Below are 21,882 nucleotides of genomic sequence, written 5' to 3'. Positions count from 1 at the left end.
TGCTCCGTGGATCAGGAGGCGTCGAGCGCGGGCTGGACGATCTCGCGGTACAGCAGCAGCACCGCGGCGGTGGTGGGAATGGCGATGACGGCCCCGATCACACCGAACAGCATGCCGCCGATGATCGCCGAGAGCACCACCAATGCGCCCGGCACCTTCACGGTGCGCTTCATCACGTTCGGGTAGAGGATGTAGGCGTCGAACTGCTGGTAGATCACGAAGTAGATGATGGTGGCGATGCCGATGGCCGGGTCCACCGCGAAACCGACGATGGCGACCGTGATCATGGCCAAGCTGGAGCCGACCAACGGGATGAAGCAGAAGATCGCGACGACGAAGGCCAGCGCCAGCGAGTAGTCGCCCAGCCCGGCGATGTTCATGAAGATCAACGCAGACACCGACGCGATGCTGACGATCACGAACATGCCGGTGATGTAGCCGGAGACGCCGCCGAAGATGCCGTCGGCCAGGTAGCGCGCACGGGGGCGCCGGCTGGCCGGGGCGAGGGCGTAGATGGTCTCCTTGATGGTGGGGAGTGAGGCCAGGAAGTACACCGTGAGCACCAACGTGACGATCACGGAGAAGACGAGGTTGGCCACCAGCCGGCCCGCGCCCATCAGCCCACCGAAGAGGTTCTGGAGCAGCGCGCCGGAGGTGATGAACTCCTGCACCCGCGCCAGTACTTCGTCGCGTTGTTCCCACTGCGCCAGGAGCGGATGGTTGAGGAGGGTCTGCAGCATCTCCGGCAACTGCGTGGTGAGCGCGGTGGTCTGCTCGGTGAAGATGGGCACCAGTGCGACCACGCCCAGGGCCAGCACGCCGAGAAGCAGGAGGGTCACCAGCGCCACCCCGATGCCGCGGGGTACGCGCAGTCGGGTCAGGAATTCGACGGCCGGGTTGAGCCCCAGCGCCAGGAAGAGCGCGAGGACGGCGAGGATGAGCACGCTCTGCACGGTGAGGACGGCCTGGGCCAGCGCAAGGGCTACGAGGACGCCGATGGCGCCCATGAAGCCCATGCCGAAGGCCGAGTAGCGGCGCTCCTCGACGGCGTGCGGAGTGGGGGGCACCGGCTCGATGACTGCCTCGGGCAGCGGCGTGAGCATCTTGCGGGCCCCACGCGCCGTCGTGCCGAAGAAGCGGCCGACGACGCGGGGCAGCCGTGCGTGGCCGGCCCCGACGTGCCTGGGCGTGGCTGCCATGCCGGGGGTGGGACCGGGTGCCTCGGAAGCGGGGATGGCCCCAGGGACACCGGTCTCCGGCGACGCCTCGTCGGGGTGGCTCACGGCTGCTCGTTGCTGTTTCGGATGATGGTGGTCTCACTGTCCGGATCTGCGGTCGGGATGACCGCGGTGGTCTCCGCGTACTGCTCGCCGGATTCCTCTGCCAGGGCACGCAGGTTGCTCAGTTGCCCGAGCGCGTTGGCGCGGCGGGCTTCCAGCGAGGCGATCTCGCGCTCCAACTGTTCCTTGCGCCAGGCGACCTTCTCCTCAAGTTCCGCCTCCGCGCGGGAAACGCGCTCGCGGAGGACGGTGAGCGTCTCCTCGCTCTGGCGGGTGGCGGTCAGCCGAATGTCCTCAGCAGCCTTGACAGCCTCGGCGCGGATGGCCTGGGCCTCGTCGCGGGCCTTCCTGGCCCGGTCCGTCGCGGCAGCAGCGTCCTTGTCCGCCTGGGCGAGGCGCTCAGCGATGGCGTCGTCCGTGGCCTTCGCATGGGCCGCGAGTTCCGTGGCCGACTTCTCCGCGGCGCGCTCGGTTTCAAGTTTGAGCTCGATGGCCCGGCGCTCCGCCTCCTTCAGCACCCGGTTCGCTTCTGCCCGGCCGGCTTCGAGGAGGCTCTCGGAGCGCGCGGTGGCGCCGTCGAGCACTGCCTTGGCCCGGATGCGGGCGTCTTCGAGGATGAGGTCCGCGTCGCGGCGCGCGGTTTCGAGCGTGGCCTTGCCCGCCTGTGCCTGCTCCTGGCGGAGTTGGCGCAGCCCCGCGAGGCCGGTGAGGCGCACGTCGTCTGCTTCCTGCTGCGCGGACTCGCGCAGCGCTGCCGCGGTGCGCCGCGCTTCCGTCTTGATCCGTTCCGCTTCATGCTGGGCGCGGTCGATGAGGTCGCCCGCCTGCGCCTCGGCAGACCGGAGAAGGCCGGCGGCGTGGGCGCCCAGCCGGCTGAAATCCGTGTCGCCGACGGTGTCGCGGACGTAGCGGGTTTCGCGGGCCTGCTCACGCACCTGCATCTTGAGTTCGGCGACGCGGTTCTCCAGTTCCCGCACGTAACTGTCGACGGAATGCTTGTCATAGCCGAGCATCGAATTGGGGAAGCTGCCCACAGCCGAGGCCCTGTCGTCGAACAGGTTGAGTCCGGTCTCCTCGGTTTCGAGGTCCTGGGGTTCAGTCACCGTGCAGTCCTTCCATCTCGCTCTTCCAGAGCCTAGTCGGTGCCCGCGCCAGATCACCGGAACCGACACGAAGGGGGCGGGGCGGATGACCGCCCCGCCCCCTCTGCGCCGGGAAAGCATGCAGCGTCAGTGCGCTGCGGGCTCCTTGGGGAGTTCAACGAGCTCGAGGAGCACACCACGTGCGTCCTTGGGGTGCACGAAGTTGATGCGGGAGCCGCCGGTGCCGCGCTTGGCCTCCGGGAACAGGAGGCGCATGCCGCGCTCCTTGAGGGTTTCGCTGACCTTGTCGAGGTCCGCCACGCGGTAGGCGAGCTGTTGCATGCCGGCACCGTTGCGGTCGATGAACTTGGCGATGGTCGAGTTCTCGTTCAGCGGGGCCAGGAGCTGGATCTTGGCGTTCTCCTCGCCCTGCTCGCCGGTGCCCATCATGGCCTCGGCGACGCCCTGCTCCTCGTTGACCTCGCGGTGCAGTTCGCGCCAGCCGAAGACCTCCGTGTGGAACTTGACGGCCTCATCGAGGTCCGGGACGGCCAGGCCGACGTGATCGATGCAGATGAACAGATCAGAGTTTTCCATGGGTCCTAGTTTTCCATAGGGGGTTCGGCCGCCGGCGGCGGGGTGGCCCTCGGACTCAGTTCTCGAGGGCGGCGTCGACGAGCGCCTTGGCGGCCACCTGCACCTCCGCGAGATGCTCCTCGGAGCGCAGCGATTCGGCATAGATCTTGTACTTGTCCTCGGTACCGGACGGGCGCGCCGCGAACCAGGCGCTGTCCGTGGTCACCTTGATGCCGCCGATGGGCGCGTCGTTGCCGGGGGCGTGCGACAGCACCGTGCGGATGGGCTCCCCGGCCAACTCGTCGACGGTCACGTCGGCGCGGCCGAGGCTGCCGAGGCGCGCCTTCTGCTCGCGGTTGGCGTCGGCGTCCACGCGTGCGTAGTAGGACCTGCCGAATTCGGCCTCGAGTTCCGCGTAGTGCTCGCTGGGGGTCTTGCCGGTGACGGCGATGATCTCGGACGCCAGCAGCGCCAGGAGGATGCCGTCCTTGTCCGTGGTCCACGTACGGCCGTCCAGCGTCAGGAAGGACGCGCCCGCTGATTCCTCACCGCCGAAGCCGATGGAGCCGTCCATCAGGCCCGGCACGAACCACTTGAAGCCGACCGGGACCTCCACGAGGCGCCGGCCGAGCTTGGTGGCCACCTTGTCGATCAGCGAACTCGACACCAGCGTCTTGCCGATGCCGGCGGCGGACGACCAGCGGGAACGGTGGGCGAACAGGTAGTTGATAGCCACCGCCAGGTAGGCGTTGGGGTTCATCAGGCCGGCGTCCGGCGTGACGATGCCGTGGCGGTCCGAATCCGCATCGTTGCCGGTGGCGACGGTGTACCTGTCGCGCTGGGCGACGAGCGAGGCCATGGCGTTGGGGGAGGAGCAGTCCATGCGGATCTTGCCGTCGGTGTCGAGCGTCATGAACCGCCAGGTGGGGTCCACCTCAGGGTTGACGACCTCGATGGGGAGGCCCTGCTCGGCGAGGTACTGCCAGTACTGGACGGACGCGCCGCCCATGGGATCAGCACCGTGCGTGAGGCCGGCCGACATGATGGCGGGGAAGTTGAGCGCCTGGGCCAGCTCCGCGCAGTAGGGGGAGCGGTAGTCGTAGCGCTCGATGTCCGTGGCGATCCTCTCGTAGGGTGTGCGCCTGACGGCGCCCATGTCCGAGAGCAGTTCGTTGGCGCGGGCGGCGATCACCTCGGTGGCGTCGCTGTCTGCAGGACCCCCCGTCGGGGGGTTGTACTTGAAGCCGCCGTCGCGCGGCGGGTTGTGCGACGGGGTCACGACGATGCCGTCCGCCTGCGCCGCGCCGCCGGTGTTGTTGTACCGGATGATGGCGCGCGAGACGGCGGGCGTGGGGGTGTACTCGTCCTCGCGCTCGGCCAGCACCTTCACGCCGTTGGCGTGCAGCACCTCGAGCGCCGTCTTCCAGGCGGGCAGCGACAGGGCGTGGGTGTCCTTGCCGATGAACAGCGGCCCGGTGGTGCCCTGCGCGGCGCGGTACTCGACGATCGCCTGGGTGGTGGCGGCGATGTGCGCCTCATTGAAGGCGGTGTCGAGGGAGGAACCACGGTGCCCCGACGTGCCGAAGACGACCATCTCGTCCGGGTTGGACGGATCCGGCGTGCGGTCGTAGTAGGCGGCGAGGAGTTCGTCGACGTTGATGAGATCTGATTCCTGGGCCGGCAGGCCGGCGCGCTCATGTGCCATGCCAGTCATCCTATTCAGAACAGGACGGACGCGAGCCGGCGGCGTGCCTTGAGGACGACCTTCTCAGTGCGGCCGACGACCTCGAAGAGCTCCAGCAGGCGCACGCGGATGGCGTCGCGCTGCTCCTCGTCGCTCTCGGCGGCGAGGCCGAGCAGCCTGTCGAACGCCTCCTCGTAGCGGCCGTTGATGATCTCGAGGTCTGCCGCGTCGAGCTGGGCGGCGACATCGTCGGGCTGGGCGGCGGCCCGCGCCACGATCTCCGCGGGGTTGAAGGTGGCGGAGCGCTCCAGCAGAGCGCTCTGGGCGCGGCCGGCGACGACCTCGGCGTCGTGCGGGGTCTCCTTGAGCAGTTCGTCGAATTCCCGGACGGCCTGTGCGAAGTCGCCCGCCTGCAGGGCGGCGTCGGCCTTCGCGAAGCGCGGGTTGGCAACGGGCTGCTGCTCGGCGTCGCCGTTGCCGGCGGGGGCCCCGCCCACGGGCTGGGCCCGGCCGGTCATGCCGTTGCCGACGGCGAGCTGCGCGATCTGGTCGAGTACTGCCGAGATCTCCTCGCGGGACTTGGTGCCCTGGAACAGGGGGGCCATCTGGCCCCCGATGAGGGCGACGACTGTGGGCACGGCCTGAACGCCCAGCGCCTGGGCCAGCCGCGGTTCGGCATCGACGTCGACGCGCCCCAGCAGGAAGCGACCCTGGGCGGCGTTGATCAGCTCGGCCAGCGCTGCGGAGACCTGCTGGCCGTTGGGGTCCCGGGGGGAGAAGAACTCGACGACCACCGGGTGCTGCATCGATGTGCCGGCGAGGTCGTTGAAGCTGGCCTCGGTCACCGAGGTGACGTAGCTGCCACCCGTCGGCGCGGCATCCGTCAGTGAGGACAGGTCAACGGCGCCCGGGCGCGTGAAGTTCGCATCAGTCATGGGTTCCATCTTGCCAGGCTCACCCGCGCCGCACGACGATGCAGCCGCCGGTCGATGCGAGCACCTCGCCGCGGGGGGCCCTCACCCGGTCCGGCACGCGGGAGGCGAGGATCGTGAACGGTCCCCGGTGCAGCGCCACGGTGTCTGCGTCGAGCACCTCGGCACCGACGGCGGCGAGGTCCGGGCTGCGGAACTCGGGGTGTTCGCGGCGCAGGCGGAGCAGGGTGCGGTACCACTCGAGCATCTCGGCGTGGTTCCCCTCGGAACGCTCCTCCCAGTGCAGCTTCGCGCTGAGGAAGGTTTCCTCAGCCTGGGGGTCAGGGGTCTGTTGCTGCCATCCCATGGCGGCGAATTCCCGGGCCCGGCCCTCGGTCACCAACGGCCCGAGCTCCGGGCCGAGCTGGCTGAAGTAGGGGAATGGGCTGGAGGCGGCCCACTCCTCTCCCATGAAGAGCATCGGCGTGAAGGGCCCCAGGAGGTACAGCGCCGCGGCGGCCGACTGAGCGGCGTGACCGGCATGCATGTGGAAGCGGTCGCCCACGGCCCGGTTGCCCACCTGGTCGTGGTTCTGCAGCGAGGCCACGAACGAGTGCCCGTCGTAGTGGGGGCTCGTCGGGTCCACTGGCGCCCCCCACGGCGTGCCCCGGAAGGCGGAGATGCCCCCGTCACGCACGAACACCCTGGTGAGGGCCTTGACGAGGATCTCGGGGGTGCCGTAGTCGACGTAGTAGCCCTGCGTCTCTCTGCCGAAGAATGAGTGCAGCGCGTGGTGGATGTCGTCGGCCCACTGCCCGTCCATGCCCCTGGCTCCGGGGGACGTGCCGACGGGGGAGACCATCTCGGCTCGGTTCAGGTCTGACTCCGCGAACAGGGTGAGCGGTCGGCCGGTCTCGGCCTCCCAGCCGGCCACCTCGTCGGAGAGTTCCGCGACGAAATGCCGCGGCGAGTCGTCCCGGAGAGCGTGCACGGCGTCGAGGCGCAGCCCGTCCATCCCGATGTCGACGAGGAAATGGCGGGCCGACCCGATCAGATAGCGGCGCACCTCCGCGGCCCCCGCATCGTCCAGGTTGACGGCCGGTCCCCAGGGCGTGGTGTGGCGCTCGGTGAAGTACGGGCCGAACTTCGACAGGTAGTTCCCCTCGGGGCCGAGGTGGTTGTGCACCACGTCGAGGAGCACGGCCAACCCGTGGTCATGGGCCGCGTCGACGAAGCGCACGAGGGCCTCCTGATCGCCGTAGGGCGCGTGCACGGACCAGGGCGCGACGCCGTCGTAGCCCCACCCCCGGACGCCGGCGAAAGCGCTCAGCGGCATCAGTTCGACGGCCTCGACCCCGAGCTCGAGGAGGTCGGCGAGACGACCGGCGGCGGCATCGAGGGTGCCCTCGTCCGTGAACGTGCCGACGTGCAGTTCGTAGAGGACCTTGCCGCGGAGGGGCGTCCCGCCATATCGCGTTGGGCGTTGCCCAGTCAGAGCCACAGCGCGGCTGAGGCCGTGTACCCCGTCCGGGAGGCTGAGAGAACGCGGGTCCGGGAAGGGGCCCTCGCCGTCCAGGACGAAGCCATAGCGGCTTCCGGGTTCGAGCTCACGGTCCGAGACCCACCAGCCTGACCTGTGGGGGTCCGGCCGCATGGGGTGGCGGCTGGTGGCCACCTGCAGTTCGACGACGGTGGGCAGGGGCGCCCAGACCTCTGGGCGCATCAGGCGTCCACCGCCATCAGCAGCGAGACGGGGAGGTCTGTCAGGAGGCTCGCCAGTGGTTGCGCGCCGCCCTCGATCTCCAGACCGGTGAACATGCAGCGGTACCGGCCCTCGGGGAGGATGATCAGGTGCTCGCCCCAGCCGCCACGCTCAGCCAGTGCAGAGGGCAGCCGGGTGGCGACGGCGACGGCGGTTACGCCGCCGCCTTCGGTGCCCCGTGCGAAGGCCACTGCGTGACCGGAGGTGGTGGGGACCGGCGCGTAGGTGGCCCCCGGGCCGCGGAAGGCGTCGGCGTTCTGGCGCCGCAGCCGCAGGGCGCGGCTGGTGACCAGGAGCTTCTCGGCGTCCAGGGAGCCCGGTGCGGTGATGGCGTCGAGCTCGGCGAGCAGCTTGGCGCGCCTGACGAAATCCACCGGCCGGCGGTTGTCGGGGTCGACGAGCGAGACGTTGACGATCTCGCAGCCCTGGTACACGTCCGGCACCCCGGGCATGGTCAGTTGGATCAGCTTCGCGCCCAGCACGTTGCAGCGGACGGTGTCCGCGGTCACATCGTCGAACTCCGCCAGTGCCGCGGCGCACCGGTCGTTCCTCAGCCCCGCGTGCGCGAGGTCCAGCACCGCCGACTCGTAGGCGGCTTCCGGGGCGGTCCAGGTGGTGTGCCGCTTCGCCTCGCGCATCGCCTTGGTGAGGTACCTGTCGAGCCGTTCCTCGGTGATGGGACGCACGGCCGCCAGGGTCTGCCACACGAGCAGTTCGGTGGCGCCGTCGACCAGCGGCGAGCGGATCTCCTCTGTGGCGGCGCGCAGTTCGGCCAGGCACGCCTCCCAGGCCTTGGCGTGCTCCAGCAGCGCGGACAGCCGGGCCCGGACGTCCTCGGAGCGCTTGGTGTCGTGCGTGGACAGGGTGGTCATGGTGGCCGGCCACTGCTGATTGAGCTGCTCGCAGAAGTCATGGAAGGCATCCGGCGAGATCCCGACGATGGTGGGTTCGCTGCCCACCTCGTTGACGCCGACGAAGCGGTTCCAGCGGTAGAAGGCGGTGTCCTCCTTGGCCTTGGCCATCACCGGCCCGCAGGTCTGGGCGAATCGGATCATGAACTCCGCGCGGAGGGCACCCACATCAGGCGGTGAGTCCGGCAGTTCGGTGGTGACGGGGTGCGCCGTCACCGAGGGCAGGGTCTCGGGGCCGCCATCCTCACCAGTGGGGTCTTCGCCCGAGACGAGGGCCGCTATGAAGTCGAGCGTGGCCTGCTCGTCGTCGTCGAGCTCCGGGCGCGCGCGGTCTGCCGCCTCCCGAACGACGGCGAGCTCGGCGTCGTTGGCGGGCAGCCCGGGTTCGAGGTAGGCCCTGTAGCGGTCCATCTGGACGAGCAGGCTCCGGATCGCCCGCTCGAGGTCGCGACGGGTGTGGTCGCGCAGTCTCAGGTCTGAGCCGCAGACGGCCACGGCGATGGAGGTGAGCCGATTGACCTCCGTGAACAGCATCGTCCTGACCAGTTCCTCCTTGGCCTGCTGCAGCACCTGGCCGAACCAACCCTCGGAGGTGTCCGCGGTGCGCTCCCAGAGGTCGTTCAGCCTGGCCAACTGGCTGGGATCGTGGAAGAGGCCGTTGACGCGCAGCAGGGCGTCGTAGCCCGTGGTGCCCGCGCACCGGGAGCCCTCCGGCAACTGCTCGTGCGGCTCGAGGATCTTCTCCACCACCACCCAGCAGCCCCCGGTGGCGCGCTGCAGCATCTGGAGGTAGCCGCGCGGGGTGGCCAGGCCGTCGGGGTGGTCGATGCGGAAGCCGTCGATCAGCCCCTCGTCGAACAGTTCGATGAGCTTGGCGTGGCTCGTCTCGAAGACCTCCGGGTCCTCCACGCGGATGGCCGCGAGCGTGTCGACGTCGAAGAAGCGCCGGTAGTTGAGTTCCTCGTTGCCGACCTTCCAGTAGGCCAGGCGGTACCACTGCTGCTCGAGGAGTTCGATGAGCGGCAGGTGCTCAGTGCCCGGGCGGACCGGGAAGACATGGTCGTGGTAGACGATGACCGGCTCGCCGCCGCCGGGGAACATCCGGTTCTCCAGCCGGATCGTGTTGTCTGCCAGTTCGTCTCCGATGCGCCTGCCGAGCACCGGCATGAGGATGGCGCGGGAACGGGTGAGGTCGATGTCGAACCAGCCGGCGAACTCCGAGTCAGCGCCCGAGCGCAGCACGTCCCACAGCGCGTGGTTGAGCCACAGTGGGGTGGGAACCGCCATGTGGTTGGGTACGACGTCGACGACGATGCCGAGCTCCAGTTCCCGGGCGGCCGCCACCATTCTGCGGAACCCGTCCTCGCCGCCGCACTCCACGGAGACCCGCGAGTGGTCCACCACGTCGTAGCCGTGCATGGAGCCCGGGGCGGCCTGGAGGATGGGGGAGCAGAAGATGTGGGTGACGCCCAGGGAGGCCAGATAGGGCAGCTGCCTGGTGGCGTCCTCGAAGGTGAATTCGGCGTTCAGCTGAAGGCGGTAAGTGGACGTGGGAAGGGCGGAAGCGGACCGTGCCATACGTTCCAGCATAGGCGGGCTAGGGTTCCATCCATGAGTGTGATTCCTGACGGTTCGGACCCTGCGGCGCTGGCCGACTGGCTCTGCGATCGTGCACGGCGGGGCGAGACCCAGCGGTTGAGCGCCTACATCGAGGCGGGCGCACCGGTCGACCTCACGGATGCCGACGGCAACACACTGCTCATGTTGGCCGCCTACCACGGCCATGCCGGAACCGTGCGCGCGCTGGCGGCGCTGGGCGCCGATCCGGACGCCCTGAACAACCGGGGCCAGTCCCCATTGGCCGGGGCCGTGTTCAAACAGGAACAGGCCGTGATAGCGGCGCTGCTGGAGGCGGGGGCAGATCCCGATGCGGGTCAGCCCTCAGCGCGCGCCACCGCACAGATGTTCGGCCTCACCCTCTGACGCCTCGCGTGGAAAGCGGGCTCAACCGGCGTCGGGGACCGGGTAGCCGTTCTCGGTGAGCCCGGTGTAGCCGTCGAGCATCAGACGGATGCGGCGGGCGGACAGGTCCATGACGTGGGGTTCGACGTCCTCCGGGGCCACCCAGTGGATGGCGACGATCTCGGGGTCGTCGGTGCCGAGCCGCGAGATGGTGTCGTCGTCCAGCACCCCGCCGTCGAAGATGAGCTCCAGCGCATCCGACCAGCCGAGGTACGGCGGCATCCAGTCGACGAGCAGTGGCTGGCCGAACCGGACCTCGATGCCGAGCTCCTCCAGGCACTCGCGTTCGCCCCCCACGCGAGGTGACTCCCCGGGCTCGACGACACCGCCGGGCAGCTCCCAGTCGTCCTTGTAGGACGTCTCCAGCAGCAGCACCCGGCCCTCCGCGTCGCGGAAGAGCGCATGGGCGATCAGGCGCTTGGTGGGCAGGATCGAATCCAGCACGCCCGAGAACCCCACCTCGCCGTAGACGGGATCGACGGCGAGGCGCGAGTACACGAGGATGTCGCGGAAGACGCCCGGTTGGGGCTCCAGCACGGAGCGCAGGCGCCCCTCGAGCCGGAAGCCGGCGCGGTGCAGGGAGACCCGGGCCGCCTTGTCCCACTCCGGCAGCTCCACCTGGAGCCTGCGCAGGTTGTGGGCGAGGATGGCGTCGTCAGCGGCGAGCGAGATGGCCCGCTTCAGCGTGTCGACGTCGACCTGTTGCTCCTCCCACCGGAGCGTGCCGACGCCGCCGGTGATGTCGACGGAGACGTGGAACTCGCTCACTGACCTGCTGCCCTGCGCAACCAGACCGATCCGAGCGGGGGCACCGTGACGTTGGCGCGCGCCGGCCAGTGGCCCCACGGCTCGTCGATCGCGTGCACCTCGCCGAGGTTGCCGAACTCGCCGGAACCGTCGTAGATGGGCGCGTCGGTGTTGAGGATCTCCTCCCAGGGGCCGTCGACGGGCAGGCCGATCTCGTAGTCCTGGAGTGGGACGGGGGAGAAGTTGACGATGCAGGCGACATGGTTGCCCTGCGAGTCGTGGCGGACCCAGGACAGCGCGTTGTGCCCGGGGTCGTCCGCGTTGATCCAGCTGAAGCCCTCAGGCGAACTGTCCAGCTCGTAGAGCGCGGGGTTGGCGCGATAGATGAGGTTCAGGTCGCGGAAGAGGCGCTGCAGGCCGCCGTGGCCCCACAGCTCGCTGACCCACCACTCGAGCGAGACGGACTCGTTGAACTCCGGGCGCTGGCCGAACTCGCAACCCATGAAGACCAGCTGTTTGCCGGGGAAGCTCCACATGAAGGAGTAGTAGGCCCGCAGCGTCGCGAACTGGCGCCAGTCGTCCTGCGGGACCTTGTTGATCATGGAGCCCTTGCCGTGCACGACCTCGTCGTGGCTGATCGGCAGGATGAAGTTCTCCGAGTACTGGTAGACCATCGCGAAGGTGAGCAGGTTGTGCTCGTGCTGGCGGTAGACCGGGTCGAGCTGCAGGTAGCGCAGCGTGTCGTTCATCCAGCCCATGTTCCACTTGAAGCCGAAGCCCAGACCGCCCTCGTGCACCGGCTTGGTGACGCCGGCGAAGCTCGTCGACTCCTCAGCGATCATCAGGACGCCGGGTTCGCGCTCGTAGAGGTGCCGGTTGACGTAACGCAGGAAGTCGATCGCCTCGAGGTTCTCGCGGCCGCCGTGCTGGTTCGGTACCCACTGGCCCTCCTCGCGCGAGTAGTCCAGGTAGAGCATCGATGCCACCGCGTCGACGCGGAGCCCGTCGACGTGGAACTCCTGGATCCAGTACAGCGCGTTGGACACGAGGAAGCTCTTCACCTCGTTGCGGCCGTAGTTGAAGATGTAGGTGCCCCAGTCCTGGTGCTCGCCCTGCCGGGGATCAGCGTGCTCGTAGAGGGCGGTGCCGTCGAAGCGGCCCAGCGCCCAGGCGTCCTTCGGGAAGTGGCCGGGCACCCAGTCCAGGATCACGCCGATGCCCGCCTGGTGCAGGCGGTCGATGAGGTGACGCAGGTCATCCGGCTTACCGAAGCGTGACGTGGGGGAGAAGTAGCCGGTGACCTGGTATCCCCAGCTGGGCTCGAAGGGGTGCTCCGCCACGGGCATCAGCTCGACGTGCGTGTAGCCCTGCCACTTGACGTAGCTGACCAGTTCCTCGGCCAGATCCAGGTAGCTCTTGCCCTTGCGCCAGCCGCCGAGGTGCACCTCGTAGATGCTCATCGGCTCCGCGTGGGCCTGCGCGGCGCGCCGCTTGGCGATCCACTCGTCGTCGGACCAGAGGTACTTCGACTCGTAGACGATCGACGCGTTGGCCGGTGCCTGCTCGGAGAACCGGGCCATGGGGTCGACCTTCTCGAGCCACTGGCCGTCGGCCGTCTCGATCCGGAACTTGTAGAGCGTGCCCTCGTCGAGGCCGGGGATGAAGGTGGCCCACACGCCGGTGCCGGGGACGAGGTGGAGTTGGTCGCCGGTCCACCAGTTGAAGTCGCCGATCACCTGGACCGAGCGCGCGTTGGGCGCCCAGACGGCGAAGCGGACGCCGGTGACCTCCCGGCCGTCGTCGTTGACGCTGACCACCTTGCTACCGAGGCGCCGCCACAGTTCTGTGTCGCCGCCGCTGTGGAAACCCTCGAAGTCCCACCCGGTCAGTCCGCCGAACTGGTCATGCGCCATGTCTTGCTCCCATCGTGCAGGTCTGCGCGCCAATCTAGCGTGCCCAGGGGTGCGCCGCTGGCGGACCCCGTGGCTACGTGCCTGGTTTCAGGCGTTGGCGACGGCTGCCAGCCAGCGCTGGACCACACCGTCGGGATCGGATCGGCCGATGAGACGGTTCTCCGCGAATTCGGGGGCCGCCCGCAGCGCGGCCAGCGTCGGTTCGAACAACAGCGCCCACGGTTCCTCGGGATGCCGGCCGGCGCGGTGGGCCACCTCGTCGGCGGCGCCCAGGAAGCGGGCCCCGAGGCCGGGCCGGCCGAGTTGCGTGTGGGCGAGGGCGATGCAGCGCAGCGCCACCACCTCGTGGCGCGTGCGGCACCCCACTTCGTCGAGTTTGGCCAACACCGTGGTGGCCATTCCGATCGAGGCGGCGGCCCCGCCCTCCGCGAGCTCGACGACGGCCGCCTCGGCCGAGACCGCCACAGCTCCCATCCCCATGGGGTGCCGGGCCGACAGCTCCAACATCTCGTCGACGTTGACCCGCGCCTGTGCCACCCGGCCCAGGCGGACGAGGGGCTCCACCAGCCGCCCCAGCGCCGCGACCAGATCCTGGGGGTCCCCGTGGCGTCGGAGCTCGGCGACGCTCCGGAAGCCGAGGTCCACGGCGTGCTCAGTGTCACCTGCGGCGTCCGCGGCGGCCGCGGAGCAGCCCAGCGCCAGGGCGCGCAGCACCGGGTCGTGGCCGGCCGCCGTGGTCGCCTCCTGCGCGCACCGCGTCACCTCCTCCGGCCGGAGGGCGGCTGCGTGGAGGCCCCCGACGCTGCACCAGCCCTCGACGACGAGCCGGCTGTGGTGCCAGGGCGTGGTTTCCGCCGCACGGAGGGACGCCTCCAGGGCGTCGGGGTCGCCTTCACCGGTCAGGACCACCAACAGCCCCAGCGCGACCTGCAGGGCCACCCTGTCGTCGGGATGCGCGTTCTCCAGCGCACCGTTCAGGACGCGGATGCCCTCGCGCACGCGGGCGGTGGCGAGCCAGAACGGTTCGAGCCACGGCAACAGGACCCCCGGGTGGCCCGCCTCGCAGGAGAGCGTCACGGCCCGCAACACGGCGGACTGGTCGTCCAGGAGCGCCCGGACCGAGGGCTGTGACCCGTCCGGGGGCCGCACCAGGTCCGTCACGGCGTCGAGCAGCGCGTCCCGGGTGGGGCCGTCGGAGTCGCCGAGGGCCTGCGCCACCGGGGGCAGGACGAGGAAGTGGTCAGAGTCCGTGGGTCCGGTGACGAGGCCGGCGTCCACGAGTTCCATCAGCGCCTGGGGGCTGCGACTCAGCGAGTCGACGAGGTGCCCACTGACGAGTCCTGCCGCCTCGGCCATGGCGCGCAGCAGCATCCGCGCCTCCGGCGAGCAACCGTTGGCCGCCCACTCGACGACGGCGGGGATGCTGCGCCGGGGATCGCGGTCCGTCGTCAGGGCTGCGAGCGCCTCAGGGGACCGGTGCAACTGCTCGACCAGCCGCGCGGGGGACGACACCCTGATCCGCGCGGCGAGGAGCTCGATCGCCAGCGGCAGGCCACCGCTCAGCCGGCACAATTCTCGGATGTCGGCCGCGGAATCCTCCAGATCGATGCCGGGCCTGGCGCGGCGGCAATGCCGGACGAACAACTCCTCGGCGGCCGACGGGCCGCTGGGATCCGACGGGAGCGGGGGCACGACGATCGCCGCCTCCGGGCCGATGCCGACCGGCTGACGGGCGGTCACGAGCACCGTGGCCTCAGGCGCGGCAGACAGCAGGGCGAGCGCGAGGTCCGCGAAACCGTCGAACTGCTCCGCGTTGTCGGCAACGAGGACGCACGGCCCGGCCCTCGCGATCGTCTGCGTCGGATCCCCGTCCCCGACCGGCAACTGGAGGGCTCGGCACCAGGATTCCAGCGCGTCCCTGGGCGTGGACACCTGCATGAACTCCGTCGTGGCCACCCGGCGGCCCGCCGCCTTCAGCCTGTCCACCACGGCGATGCAGAGGGCGGACTTGCCCACCCCTCCGAGGCCGTGGAGCGTCACGAGCCGGTGCGAGCCCACCGCCGAAAGCACTCGCTCGACGAGGTCGTCGCGCCCGATGAGGTCCGCCGTCGGCAGCGAGGCTCCCTGCAACGTCGGCGGAGTGACCGGGGACGGCAGCTTGTGGTTGAGGATGTCGCGCTGCAGCGCCGTGAGCTCGGGCGACGGCTCCACGCCGAGCTCGTCGAGCAGCGTGCGGCGGGCCTGGTGGAACGTCTCCAGGGCGGCACCGGGCTGGCCCGCGTGGTACTGGGCGGCCATCAGTCGCGACCAGGACGCCTCGTCGAGGGGATCGTCGGCCACCAGCGACCGCGCTTCCTCCACCGCGCGCTCCGCACGGCCGCTGCGGAAGAGGGCGATGATGTGGTCGCGGCGAGCGGCGGCGTGCCGCTCGGCGATCGCCCGGCGGGCCTGCTCCAACCAGGCCGTCAGGTCCAGCCCCGCCAGCAGCGGGCCCGAGGCGAGCGTGAAGGCCCGTTCCAACACCTCCAGCGCCTGATCCGGGGCGGCGCTACGGAGGAGGGACTGCGCGCGGGTGACGAGAGCCTCGAACATGGCCACGTCGACGTCGGAGATCCCGCAGGACAGGGTGTAGGTGGCGCCGTCGCGGACGATGGGGAAACCGAGCGGTTCGACAACCTTGCGTAGCCCTGAGACGTGAACCTGGAGGGCGTTGTGCACGCTGTCCGGCGGTTCGTCCCCCCAGAGCGCGGAAACGAGGTCCGGCACGGGGACGGGGCGGCCGGGCCTCAGGGCGAGCGCAGCCAGCAGGACCCGCTGCCGCGTTCCGCTCATCATCACAGGGCCGGCGCCGTCGGCCCCCAGCACCCGGGCGGGGCCGAGAAGGCGAATCCGGCAAGCCTTCTCCATCGACACATGATTTCACGACGGACGCGTTCCCAAAGTCCATCCGGTAAGGAAGTTTAAGAATCCCTTAAGCCGCCGGACGAGGATATGGCTCAGGTCACCGTTGATTTCAGGGGGGACAACATGACGATCACGTCGGTGGGCGACATAGCGGCAAGGACCTTTGCCATCGACGCGGCACGCGCGGGGGATGAGCGTGCGTTCGGGGCGCTGCTCGAGCCCCACCGTCACACGCTGTGGTCCGTCTGTCTGAGGATCACCAACGACCCGCGCGACGCGATGGATGCTCTGGCGCACACGTTCGGCAACGCGAGGAGGGCGATCACTGATTACAGCGGGGCGGTGGCGTTCGGCCAGTGGCTGAGCTTGGTGGCGGCGGGGACGTCCCGGGCGGTCGCCTGGCATCGGCAACGGAGCCCTGAGCCGCTCAGGCAGGCGGCGCTTCCCGTGCCCGTGTGCACGGATCCGGTCGAACTGCGGCTGCGGGGGGTGGTGGAGTCTCTGCCGGTGGTCATCAGGGAGGCGTTGGTGCTGCGCGACATGTGTGGATTGACCTACGAGCAGATCGCGGTGCATCAGGTGGTGGGCATCCACACGGTCAAGGCTCGGCTGAGTAGGGGCGGCGGGATTCGCCCGCTCCAGGGGGCGCCGGCTCTGGACCGGACGCGCTTCGACCAGTTGCTGCGAGCAGTGCTGGTGAGGCACCGGCTGGCAGTGGCCGGGGCGCTTCAGCCGAGCGTGTCGAGGTAGCCCAGGGGGACGCCGAGCAGGTGGGGGCGGTAGCGCGACTCGTAGGTCGCCTCGTACCCCGCCTTGTCGATCTCGTAGGCCGCCAGCAGCGGCGCGTCGATGTGGTCCTGCCCGTAGCCGCGCAGGAAGGCATCGCGGGCCTCGGTGAGCCAGGCATCGTCGGCTTCGCCGGCCGCTGCGGCGTAGGCGAAGGAACGCAGCATGCCGGCGACATCGCGCAACGGTGAATCCGGCAGGCTGCGCTCCTCGATCGACTTCAGGGGCTCGCCCTCGAAGTCGACGTAGATCCACCGGCCCTCGCTGAGGAGGACCTGGCCGAGGTGGCAGTCGCCGTGCACGCGTTGCGTGGGCACCTGGTGGTCCGCGACCTGGGCGAACACGGCCTCGGCGGCGGGCTGATACGGCTCGACGGCGCCCACCTCTGCCACGACGGTGCGGAAACGCCGCCTGAAGTCGTCCGCCAGCCGGGTGCCGTCGGTGGTCGACATCGGGAAATGGGCCGCGAGGCGGTGGTGCACCGTGGCGAGCGCGACGCCCAGCGCCTGCGCATGGTCTGCGAAACTGCGGCCCTCGGAAGCGAATTCGCAGGCGAGCAGGTAGCCGTCCTGCGGGGCCTTCAGCGCCTCCAGGAAAACGGCGTAGTCAGTGCCGTCGACCCGCCACGCGCCATAGAGCTCGGCCACCACGCCGCTGCCGGCCAGCGCCCTGTGCACCTCCACATCCGCGTTGACGCCAGGCTCGAGGCGGCGGAACACCTTCGCCAGCAGCTGCGTGCCGTAGAAGATGCTCGTATTGGACTGCTCGCCCGTGTAGCGGCGGGCGGGTAGGCCCTCCGGCACGTCGCGCAACCGTTCAAAGCCAGGGGCCTCGGCGCGGAGCAGGTCCAGCAGGACCGCGCCGTCGTCGCAGGCGTCAACGGGGTCCTCCCTGCCGCGGTACAGCAGCGGAATGAGGAAGCGCTCCCGGCGTCCGCCGGCGAACTCGACGACGAGCACCGCCGGCCGGAGACGGACCTCGGCGTCTTCCGAGGGGAGCCAATCGCCGTACTCGACGTCGACGGGGCGCCCCTCGCGCCCGGAGAACCACCGCTGCGTGAGCGCGAGGTTCCAGAGATCATCGGTGCCGGTCATTCGGCCGTCACGTGGAAGATGTGGGCGGGCTTGCCGGGGTAGAGCCGGACGAAGGACTCGCGGCCCCACTGGTATTCCTCGCCGGTCAGCAGGTCGTGCACCTTGACCGTGGCGCGGTTCGGGAAACCGAGCGCGTCGAAGTCGAGCATGACGGGCGACTCCACGGTGGCGTCCTGGTCCAGGGAACACACGACGACGACCAGGTCGTCGGCGTCGCGCTTGGAGTAGACGATGACCTGGTCGTGCGCTGCATGGTGGAGGTGGATGTCGCGCAGCTGCTGCAGCGACGGGTGCTGCTCGCGGATCTCGTTGAGCCTCCCCAACAGGAGGTTGAGGTTGGGCTGCGCGTTGTAGTCACGCGGCCGGTACTCGTACTTCTCCGAGTTGAGGTATTCCTCACCGCCTTCGGCCAGCGGTTCGTGCTCGAAGAGTTCGAAGCCGGAGTAGACGCCCCAGGTGGGGGACATGGTGGCGGCCAGGATAGCCCGGATCGAGAAGGCGGCCGGGTTGCCCGACTGCAGGTAGAGCGGGTTGATGTCCGGGGTGTTGACGAAGAAGTTGGGCCGGTAGAAGGAGGCCATCTCCGAGGACAGCTCGGTGAGGTACTCCTCGAGTTCCCACTTCGCGTTGCGCCAGGTGAAGTAGGTGTAGCTCTGGTGGAAGCCCACCTTGCCGAGCGCGGCCATCATCTGCGGCTTCGTGAACGCCTCCGCGAGGAAGATCACCTCTGGGTTTGTCTCGTAGACCCGGCTCATGAGCCAGTCCCAGAACTCGACGGGCTTGGTGTGGGGGTTGTCGACGCGGAAGATGCTCACGCCGCGGTCGATCCAGAACCGCACGATGCGCAGCACCTCGTGGTAGATGCCCACCGGGTCGAGGTCGAAGTTGACGGGGTAGATGTCCTGGTACTTCTTCGGGGGGTTCTCGGCGTAGGCGATGGTGCCGTCCATCCGGGTGGTGAACCATTCAGGGTGGTCCTGTACCCAGGGGTGGTCCGGCGAGGCCTGCAGCGCCAGATCGAGCGCCACCTCCAGGCCCAGCGAACGGGCCTTCGCGACGAACCTGTCGAAGTCCTCGAAGTTGCCGAGATCCGGGTGGATCGCGTCGTGCCCGCCGTCCGGGGAGCCGATCGCCCACGGGGAACCGGGATCCTGCGGACTGGGGTCCAGGGAGTTGTTCTTCCCCTTGCGGAAGGCGGTGCCGATGGGGTGGATGGGCGGTAGGTAGACCACGTGGAAGCCCATGGCGGCGGCAGCCTCCAGACGCTCGTGCGAAGAATCGAACGTGCCCGAGTGCCAGGTGCCGTGCTCGTCCACATGGGCGCCCTGGGAACGGGGGAAGAACTCGTACCAGGAGGAGTACAGCGCGCGCCGACGCTCGACCCTGATGGGGTAGTCGGGGGTGGGGGAGACCATTTCGCGCGGGCCGAAGCGGGCCATGGCCCGGTGGATGGGGCCGGAGGTGACCAGCTCGAGGATCTCCTCGATGTCCGTCTCCGGCGTGATCGTCTCGGACGCGCCGCGCAGGAGGTGGGCGGCGCCGGCTACCCGCAGCTGGTCCGCGTGCTGGGCGGCCCGCTCCAGGAGGTCACGGCCCTCCATGCAGACCAGTTCGACGTCGACCCCGACCGGGAGCTTCTTCTCCGCGGCGTGGCGCCAGGTGCCCCAGGGATCTGACCAGCCCTCGATGCGGTAGGTCCAGTCGCCCTCTGCGGCCATGCGCACGTGCGCCTGCCAGATGTCGAGGCCCATCGGCTCGACCTGTTTCATGTCGACGCGGCGCTGGGTGCCGCCGGGGGAGGTGAGGATGACCGATGCGTTGACCGCGTCATGGCCCTCCCGGAAGACGCAGGCCTGGATCAGGATGCGTTCATGGACCACGGCCTTGACGGGGTAGGCCCCTCCCTCGATGACGGGAGTGACGCCGGTGACGGGGATGCGGCCGAAGCCTCCGTCTGTCCGGACGATGCGCTTGCTGATACGGGGCGAGATGTCCTCAGTCACGCCGCCAGCCTAGCTGTTGGACGTGCCGCCCGGAACGAGGTCGTACGACGAGGGCTCCGACTCGGCCTGGAGCGCGAGCAGCTCCTTGGAGTTGAGCGGCACGCTGACCCGCATGAGCGCGACGGTGCGGCCGGGGATGTCGAATTCGCCGAGCGCGGGCAGCTCGCCCTCCGGCAGTTCGCCCTCGTCGCCGGAATGCCAGATGACCTCGTAGGCCTGCCCCCAGGGCATGGTGGGCAACACGATGCGCTGCGGTTCCGGGTCCGAGTTGAACCAGGTGAGGAAGCCCTCGTGGTCGTTGGAGACGTACATCCCCAGTAGGCGGCGGGCGCCGTCGTGCCAGGCGTCCTGGCTCATCTCGCCGTAGCGGCCGTCCATCCAGGTGAGGTCGACGCGCTGCAGGTTCTCGCCGTGCTGGTTGATGATCTCGGTGTGGTAGGCGTAGTCAACCGGCCGGAACGCGCAGTGCCGCTGCCGGATGGCGATGAGGTCACGGATGCGGTCGCGCACGGCCTGCCATTCGGGGGCGATGTCCCAGTTCACCCAGGACGTGGGCGAGTCCTGGCAGTAGGCGTTGTTGTTGCCCTTCTGCGTGCGGCCGAATTCGTCTCCGGCCGTCAGCATGGGCGTGCCGGCGGCCAGCAGCTGGGTGGCCATCATGTTGAGCACCTGGCGGCGACGCAGCGCGTTGATCTCGGGGTCTGGCGTCTCGCCCTCCCAGCCATGGTTCCAGGAGCGGTTGTTGTCACTGCCGTCGCGGTTGGCCTCGCCGTTGTCCCAGTTGTGCTTGACGTCGTAGCTGACCAGATCCAGCATCGTGAAGCCGTCGTGCGCGGTGACGAAGTTGATGCTCGCCTGGGGGTTGCGGCCGGGCTGGTCGAAGATGTCAGGCGAACCGGCCAGCCGGGTGGCCAGCTCCTGGACCCCGTGTACGCCGCCGCGCCAGTAGTCGCGCACGTGGTCGCGGAACCGGTCGTTCCACTCGTACCAGCCGGGCCCGTAGGCGCCCACCTGGTAGCCGTAGGGGCCGACGTCCCACGGTTCGGCGATCATCTTGATGCCGTCGAAGGTGGGGTCCGCCGCCACGAGCTGCTTGAAGGCGTGGTTCTGGTCGACGTGGTGCTGGGCGTCGCGGATCATGGTGGTGGCCAGGTCGAAGCGGAAGCCGTCGACGCCCATCTCCGTGACCCAGTACCGCAGCGAATCCATCACCAGTTGCAGGGCCATGGGGTGGGCGGTGTTGACGGAGTTGCCGGTGCCGGTGACGTCGTAGTCGTTGCGGCGGTCGTTGGTGAGGCGGTAGTACGCGTCGTGGTCGATGCCCCGCATGGACAGGGTGGGGCCCTGGTGGCCACCCTCGCCGGTGTGGTTGTAGACCACGTCGAGCAGCACCTCGATGTCGGCCTCATGCAGGGCGGAGACCATGGCCTTGAACTGGGACACCTGGTCACCGACGGTGCCGCGGGGCGCGTAGAAGGCGTGCGGGGCGAAGAAGCCGAGCGTGTTGTAGCCCCAGTAGTTGCGCAGGCCCTTGGCCACGATGAACGGCTCGGAGACGAAGTGGTGCAGTGGGAGGAACTCGACCGCCGTGACGCCCAGGTCCTTGAGGTAGGCGATGACCGCCGGGTCCGCCATGCCGAGGTAGGAACCGCGCAGGTGCTCCGGCACGCTCGGGTGCATCTTGGTGAAGCCGCGCAGGTGCGTCTCGTAGATGATCGTCTCCGACATCGGCCGGCGCTTCTCGATGGCCTTGGGCGGCGGGGTGTCGCGCACCACCACCGACAGCGGCACGGCTCCGAAGGAATCCCAGGTGGAGATGGTGAAGGGGTCGCCCGGCACGTGGTCGAGGATGGGGCCACGGAAGTCGACGCCGCCGCTGATGGCGCGGGCGTAGGGGTCCAGCAGGAGGCGGGCCGGATTGAAGCGGCTGCCCGCACTCGGGTCCCACGGGCCGTGCACCCGGTAGCCGTAAGCCTGGCCGGCGCCGATGCCCGGGATCTCGACCGTCCAGAGCCCTCGGTCGTCGGCGGTCATGTGGTGGTTGAACTGATGGTTGGTCTGGTCCACCAGCACCAGCTCGACTGCCGTCGCGCGAGGTGCCCACAATCCGAAGCGGACTCCGGCATCAGTGATGTGGGCGCCTAGGGAGCGGCTGTCAGGGGCCGATTGGGGGATCATGCTGTCTTTCATCAGAGGGGTGGAACGGC

Annotated in this window: 15 protein-coding genes; 2 read left to right on the top strand and 13 right to left on the bottom strand. The window is 69.4% G+C overall.

The features are described from left to right. Window positions 1-11 precede the first annotated feature (11 nt). From J7D54_RS08525 to treY, 7 genes are all read right to left on the bottom strand, one after another. Window positions 12-1,283 carry an AI-2E family transporter gene (locus tag J7D54_RS08525; RefSeq protein ID WP_245243923.1) on the bottom strand — a complete coding sequence of 424 codons (1,272 nt, stop codon included), beginning with the start codon at window positions 1,281-1,283 and terminating at the stop codon, window positions 12-14. Beyond that, window positions 1,280-2,383, bottom strand: coding sequence for a DivIVA domain-containing protein (locus J7D54_RS08520; protein WP_182763511.1), 1,104 nt, complete (start codon window positions 2,381-2,383; stop codon window positions 1,280-1,282). The genes J7D54_RS08525 and J7D54_RS08520 overlap by 4 nt, the downstream gene beginning before the upstream one ends. Before the next feature lie 126 nt (window positions 2,384-2,509). Next, window positions 2,510-2,959 carry a methylmalonyl-CoA epimerase gene (gene mce / locus J7D54_RS08515; RefSeq protein ID WP_076058548.1) on the bottom strand — a complete coding sequence of 150 codons (450 nt, stop codon included), beginning with the start codon at window positions 2,957-2,959 and terminating at the stop codon, window positions 2,510-2,512. A gap of 55 nt (window positions 2,960-3,014) precedes the next feature. Continuing rightward, a complete protein-coding gene (gene pgm / locus J7D54_RS08510; protein ID WP_182763510.1) occupies window positions 3,015-4,643 on the bottom strand; it encodes a phosphoglucomutase (alpha-D-glucose-1,6-bisphosphate-dependent) in 1,629 nt (542 codons plus the stop codon). A gap of 14 nt (window positions 4,644-4,657) precedes the next feature. Then, window positions 4,658-5,557 (bottom strand): tetratricopeptide repeat protein, encoded by a 900-nt coding sequence (locus J7D54_RS08505; RefSeq protein ID WP_182763509.1) that lies wholly within the window; start codon window positions 5,555-5,557, stop codon window positions 4,658-4,660. A gap of 19 nt (window positions 5,558-5,576) precedes the next feature. Beyond that, the gene (treZ, locus tag J7D54_RS08500; RefSeq protein WP_182763508.1) at window positions 5,577-7,256 is read right to left on the bottom strand and encodes a malto-oligosyltrehalose trehalohydrolase; all 1,680 of its coding nucleotides are present in this window, start codon (window positions 7,254-7,256) and stop codon (window positions 5,577-5,579) included. Continuing rightward, window positions 7,256-9,784 (bottom strand): malto-oligosyltrehalose synthase, encoded by a 2,529-nt coding sequence (gene treY, locus J7D54_RS08495; RefSeq protein ID WP_182763507.1) that lies wholly within the window; start codon window positions 9,782-9,784, stop codon window positions 7,256-7,258. The genes treZ and treY overlap by 1 nt, the downstream gene beginning before the upstream one ends. Before the next feature lie 33 nt (window positions 9,785-9,817). Between treY and J7D54_RS08490 the strand changes: the two genes are divergently transcribed. Further along, complete coding sequence (locus tag J7D54_RS08490; RefSeq protein ID WP_182763506.1) at window positions 9,818-10,189, top strand: ankyrin repeat domain-containing protein; 372 nt, start codon at window positions 9,818-9,820, stop codon at window positions 10,187-10,189. A 21-nt stretch (window positions 10,190-10,210) separates the two neighbouring features. Here J7D54_RS08490 and J7D54_RS08485 read toward each other — a convergent pair whose 3' ends face one another. The 3 genes from J7D54_RS08485 to J7D54_RS08475 form a co-directional block, all read right to left on the bottom strand. Next, entirely contained in the window at window positions 10,211-10,996 is a 786-nt protein-coding gene (locus J7D54_RS08485) for an NUDIX hydrolase (protein WP_182763505.1), read from the bottom strand. After that, window positions 10,993-12,888, bottom strand: a complete 1,896-nt coding sequence (glgB, locus tag J7D54_RS08480) for a 1,4-alpha-glucan branching protein GlgB (protein WP_182763504.1) — start codon at window positions 12,886-12,888, stop codon at window positions 10,993-10,995. The genes J7D54_RS08485 and glgB overlap by 4 nt, the downstream gene beginning before the upstream one ends. 87 nt (window positions 12,889-12,975) lie before the next feature. After that, window positions 12,976-15,795 carry a BTAD domain-containing putative transcriptional regulator gene (locus J7D54_RS08475; RefSeq protein WP_182763503.1) on the bottom strand — a complete coding sequence of 940 codons (2,820 nt, stop codon included), beginning with the start codon at window positions 15,793-15,795 and terminating at the stop codon, window positions 12,976-12,978. Between the two features lie 84 nt (window positions 15,796-15,879). On the opposite strand from J7D54_RS08475, the gene J7D54_RS08470 reads away from it, so the two are divergent. Next, window positions 15,880-16,542 carry an RNA polymerase sigma factor gene (locus J7D54_RS08470; protein ID WP_182763502.1) on the top strand — a complete coding sequence of 221 codons (663 nt, stop codon included), beginning with the start codon at window positions 15,880-15,882 and terminating at the stop codon, window positions 16,540-16,542. Here the strand turns inward: J7D54_RS08470 and J7D54_RS08465 are convergent. The 3 genes from J7D54_RS08465 to glgX are packed head-to-tail and all read right to left on the bottom strand — an operon-like array spanning window position 16,521 to window position 21,853. Further along, window positions 16,521-17,672 carry a phosphotransferase gene (locus J7D54_RS08465; RefSeq protein ID WP_182763501.1) on the bottom strand — a complete coding sequence of 384 codons (1,152 nt, stop codon included), beginning with the start codon at window positions 17,670-17,672 and terminating at the stop codon, window positions 16,521-16,523. The two genes, J7D54_RS08470 and J7D54_RS08465, sit on opposite strands and share 22 nt — an antisense overlap. Further along, on the bottom strand, window positions 17,669-19,675 hold the full coding sequence (locus J7D54_RS08460; RefSeq protein WP_245243921.1) for a maltotransferase domain-containing protein: 2,007 nt from the start codon (window positions 19,673-19,675) through the stop codon (window positions 17,669-17,671). The genes J7D54_RS08465 and J7D54_RS08460 overlap by 4 nt, the downstream gene beginning before the upstream one ends. 9 nt (window positions 19,676-19,684) lie before the next feature. After that, on the bottom strand, window positions 19,685-21,853 hold the full coding sequence (glgX, locus tag J7D54_RS08455) for a glycogen debranching protein GlgX (RefSeq protein WP_370585845.1): 2,169 nt from the start codon (window positions 21,851-21,853) through the stop codon (window positions 19,685-19,687). Window positions 21,854-21,882 lie beyond the last annotated feature (29 nt).

Origin of the sequence: Tessaracoccus sp. MC1865, from assembly GCF_017815535.1 — a bacterium.
Taxonomy (GTDB): domain Bacteria; phylum Actinomycetota; class Actinomycetes; order Propionibacteriales; family Propionibacteriaceae; genus Arachnia.
This window is presented reverse-complemented; position numbering and strand designations above follow the sequence as displayed.

Bases quoted from the DNA above. Each gene is read 5' to 3' on its own strand.
- treY (WP_182763507.1), bottom strand. From the start codon at position 9,784: ATGGCACGGTCCGCTTCCGCCCTTCCCACGTCCACTTACCGCCTTCAG.
- pgm (WP_182763510.1), bottom strand. From the start codon at position 4,643: ATGGCACATGAGCGCGCCGGCCTGCCGGCCCAGGAATCAGATCTCATC.
- treZ (WP_182763508.1), bottom strand. From the start codon at position 7,256: ATGCGCCCAGAGGTCTGGGCGCCCCTGCCCACCGTCGTCGAACTGCAG.
- J7D54_RS08470 (WP_182763502.1), top strand. From the start codon at position 15,880: ATGGCTCAGGTCACCGTTGATTTCAGGGGGGACAACATGACGATCACG.
- glgX (WP_370585845.1), bottom strand. From the start codon at position 21,853: ATGATCCCCCAATCGGCCCCTGACAGCCGCTCCCTAGGCGCCCACATC.
- J7D54_RS08490 (WP_182763506.1), top strand. From the start codon at position 9,818: ATGAGTGTGATTCCTGACGGTTCGGACCCTGCGGCGCTGGCCGACTGG.
- J7D54_RS08505 (WP_182763509.1), bottom strand. From the start codon at position 5,557: ATGACTGATGCGAACTTCACGCGCCCGGGCGCCGTTGACCTGTCCTCA.
- glgB (WP_182763504.1), bottom strand. From the start codon at position 12,888: ATGGCGCATGACCAGTTCGGCGGACTGACCGGGTGGGACTTCGAGGGT.
- mce (WP_076058548.1), bottom strand. From the start codon at position 2,959: ATGGAAAACTCTGATCTGTTCATCTGCATCGATCACGTCGGCCTGGCC.
- J7D54_RS08475 (WP_182763503.1), bottom strand. From the start codon at position 15,795: ATGGAGAAGGCTTGCCGGATTCGCCTTCTCGGCCCCGCCCGGGTGCTG.
- J7D54_RS08465 (WP_182763501.1), bottom strand. From the start codon at position 17,672: ATGACCGGCACCGATGATCTCTGGAACCTCGCGCTCACGCAGCGGTGG.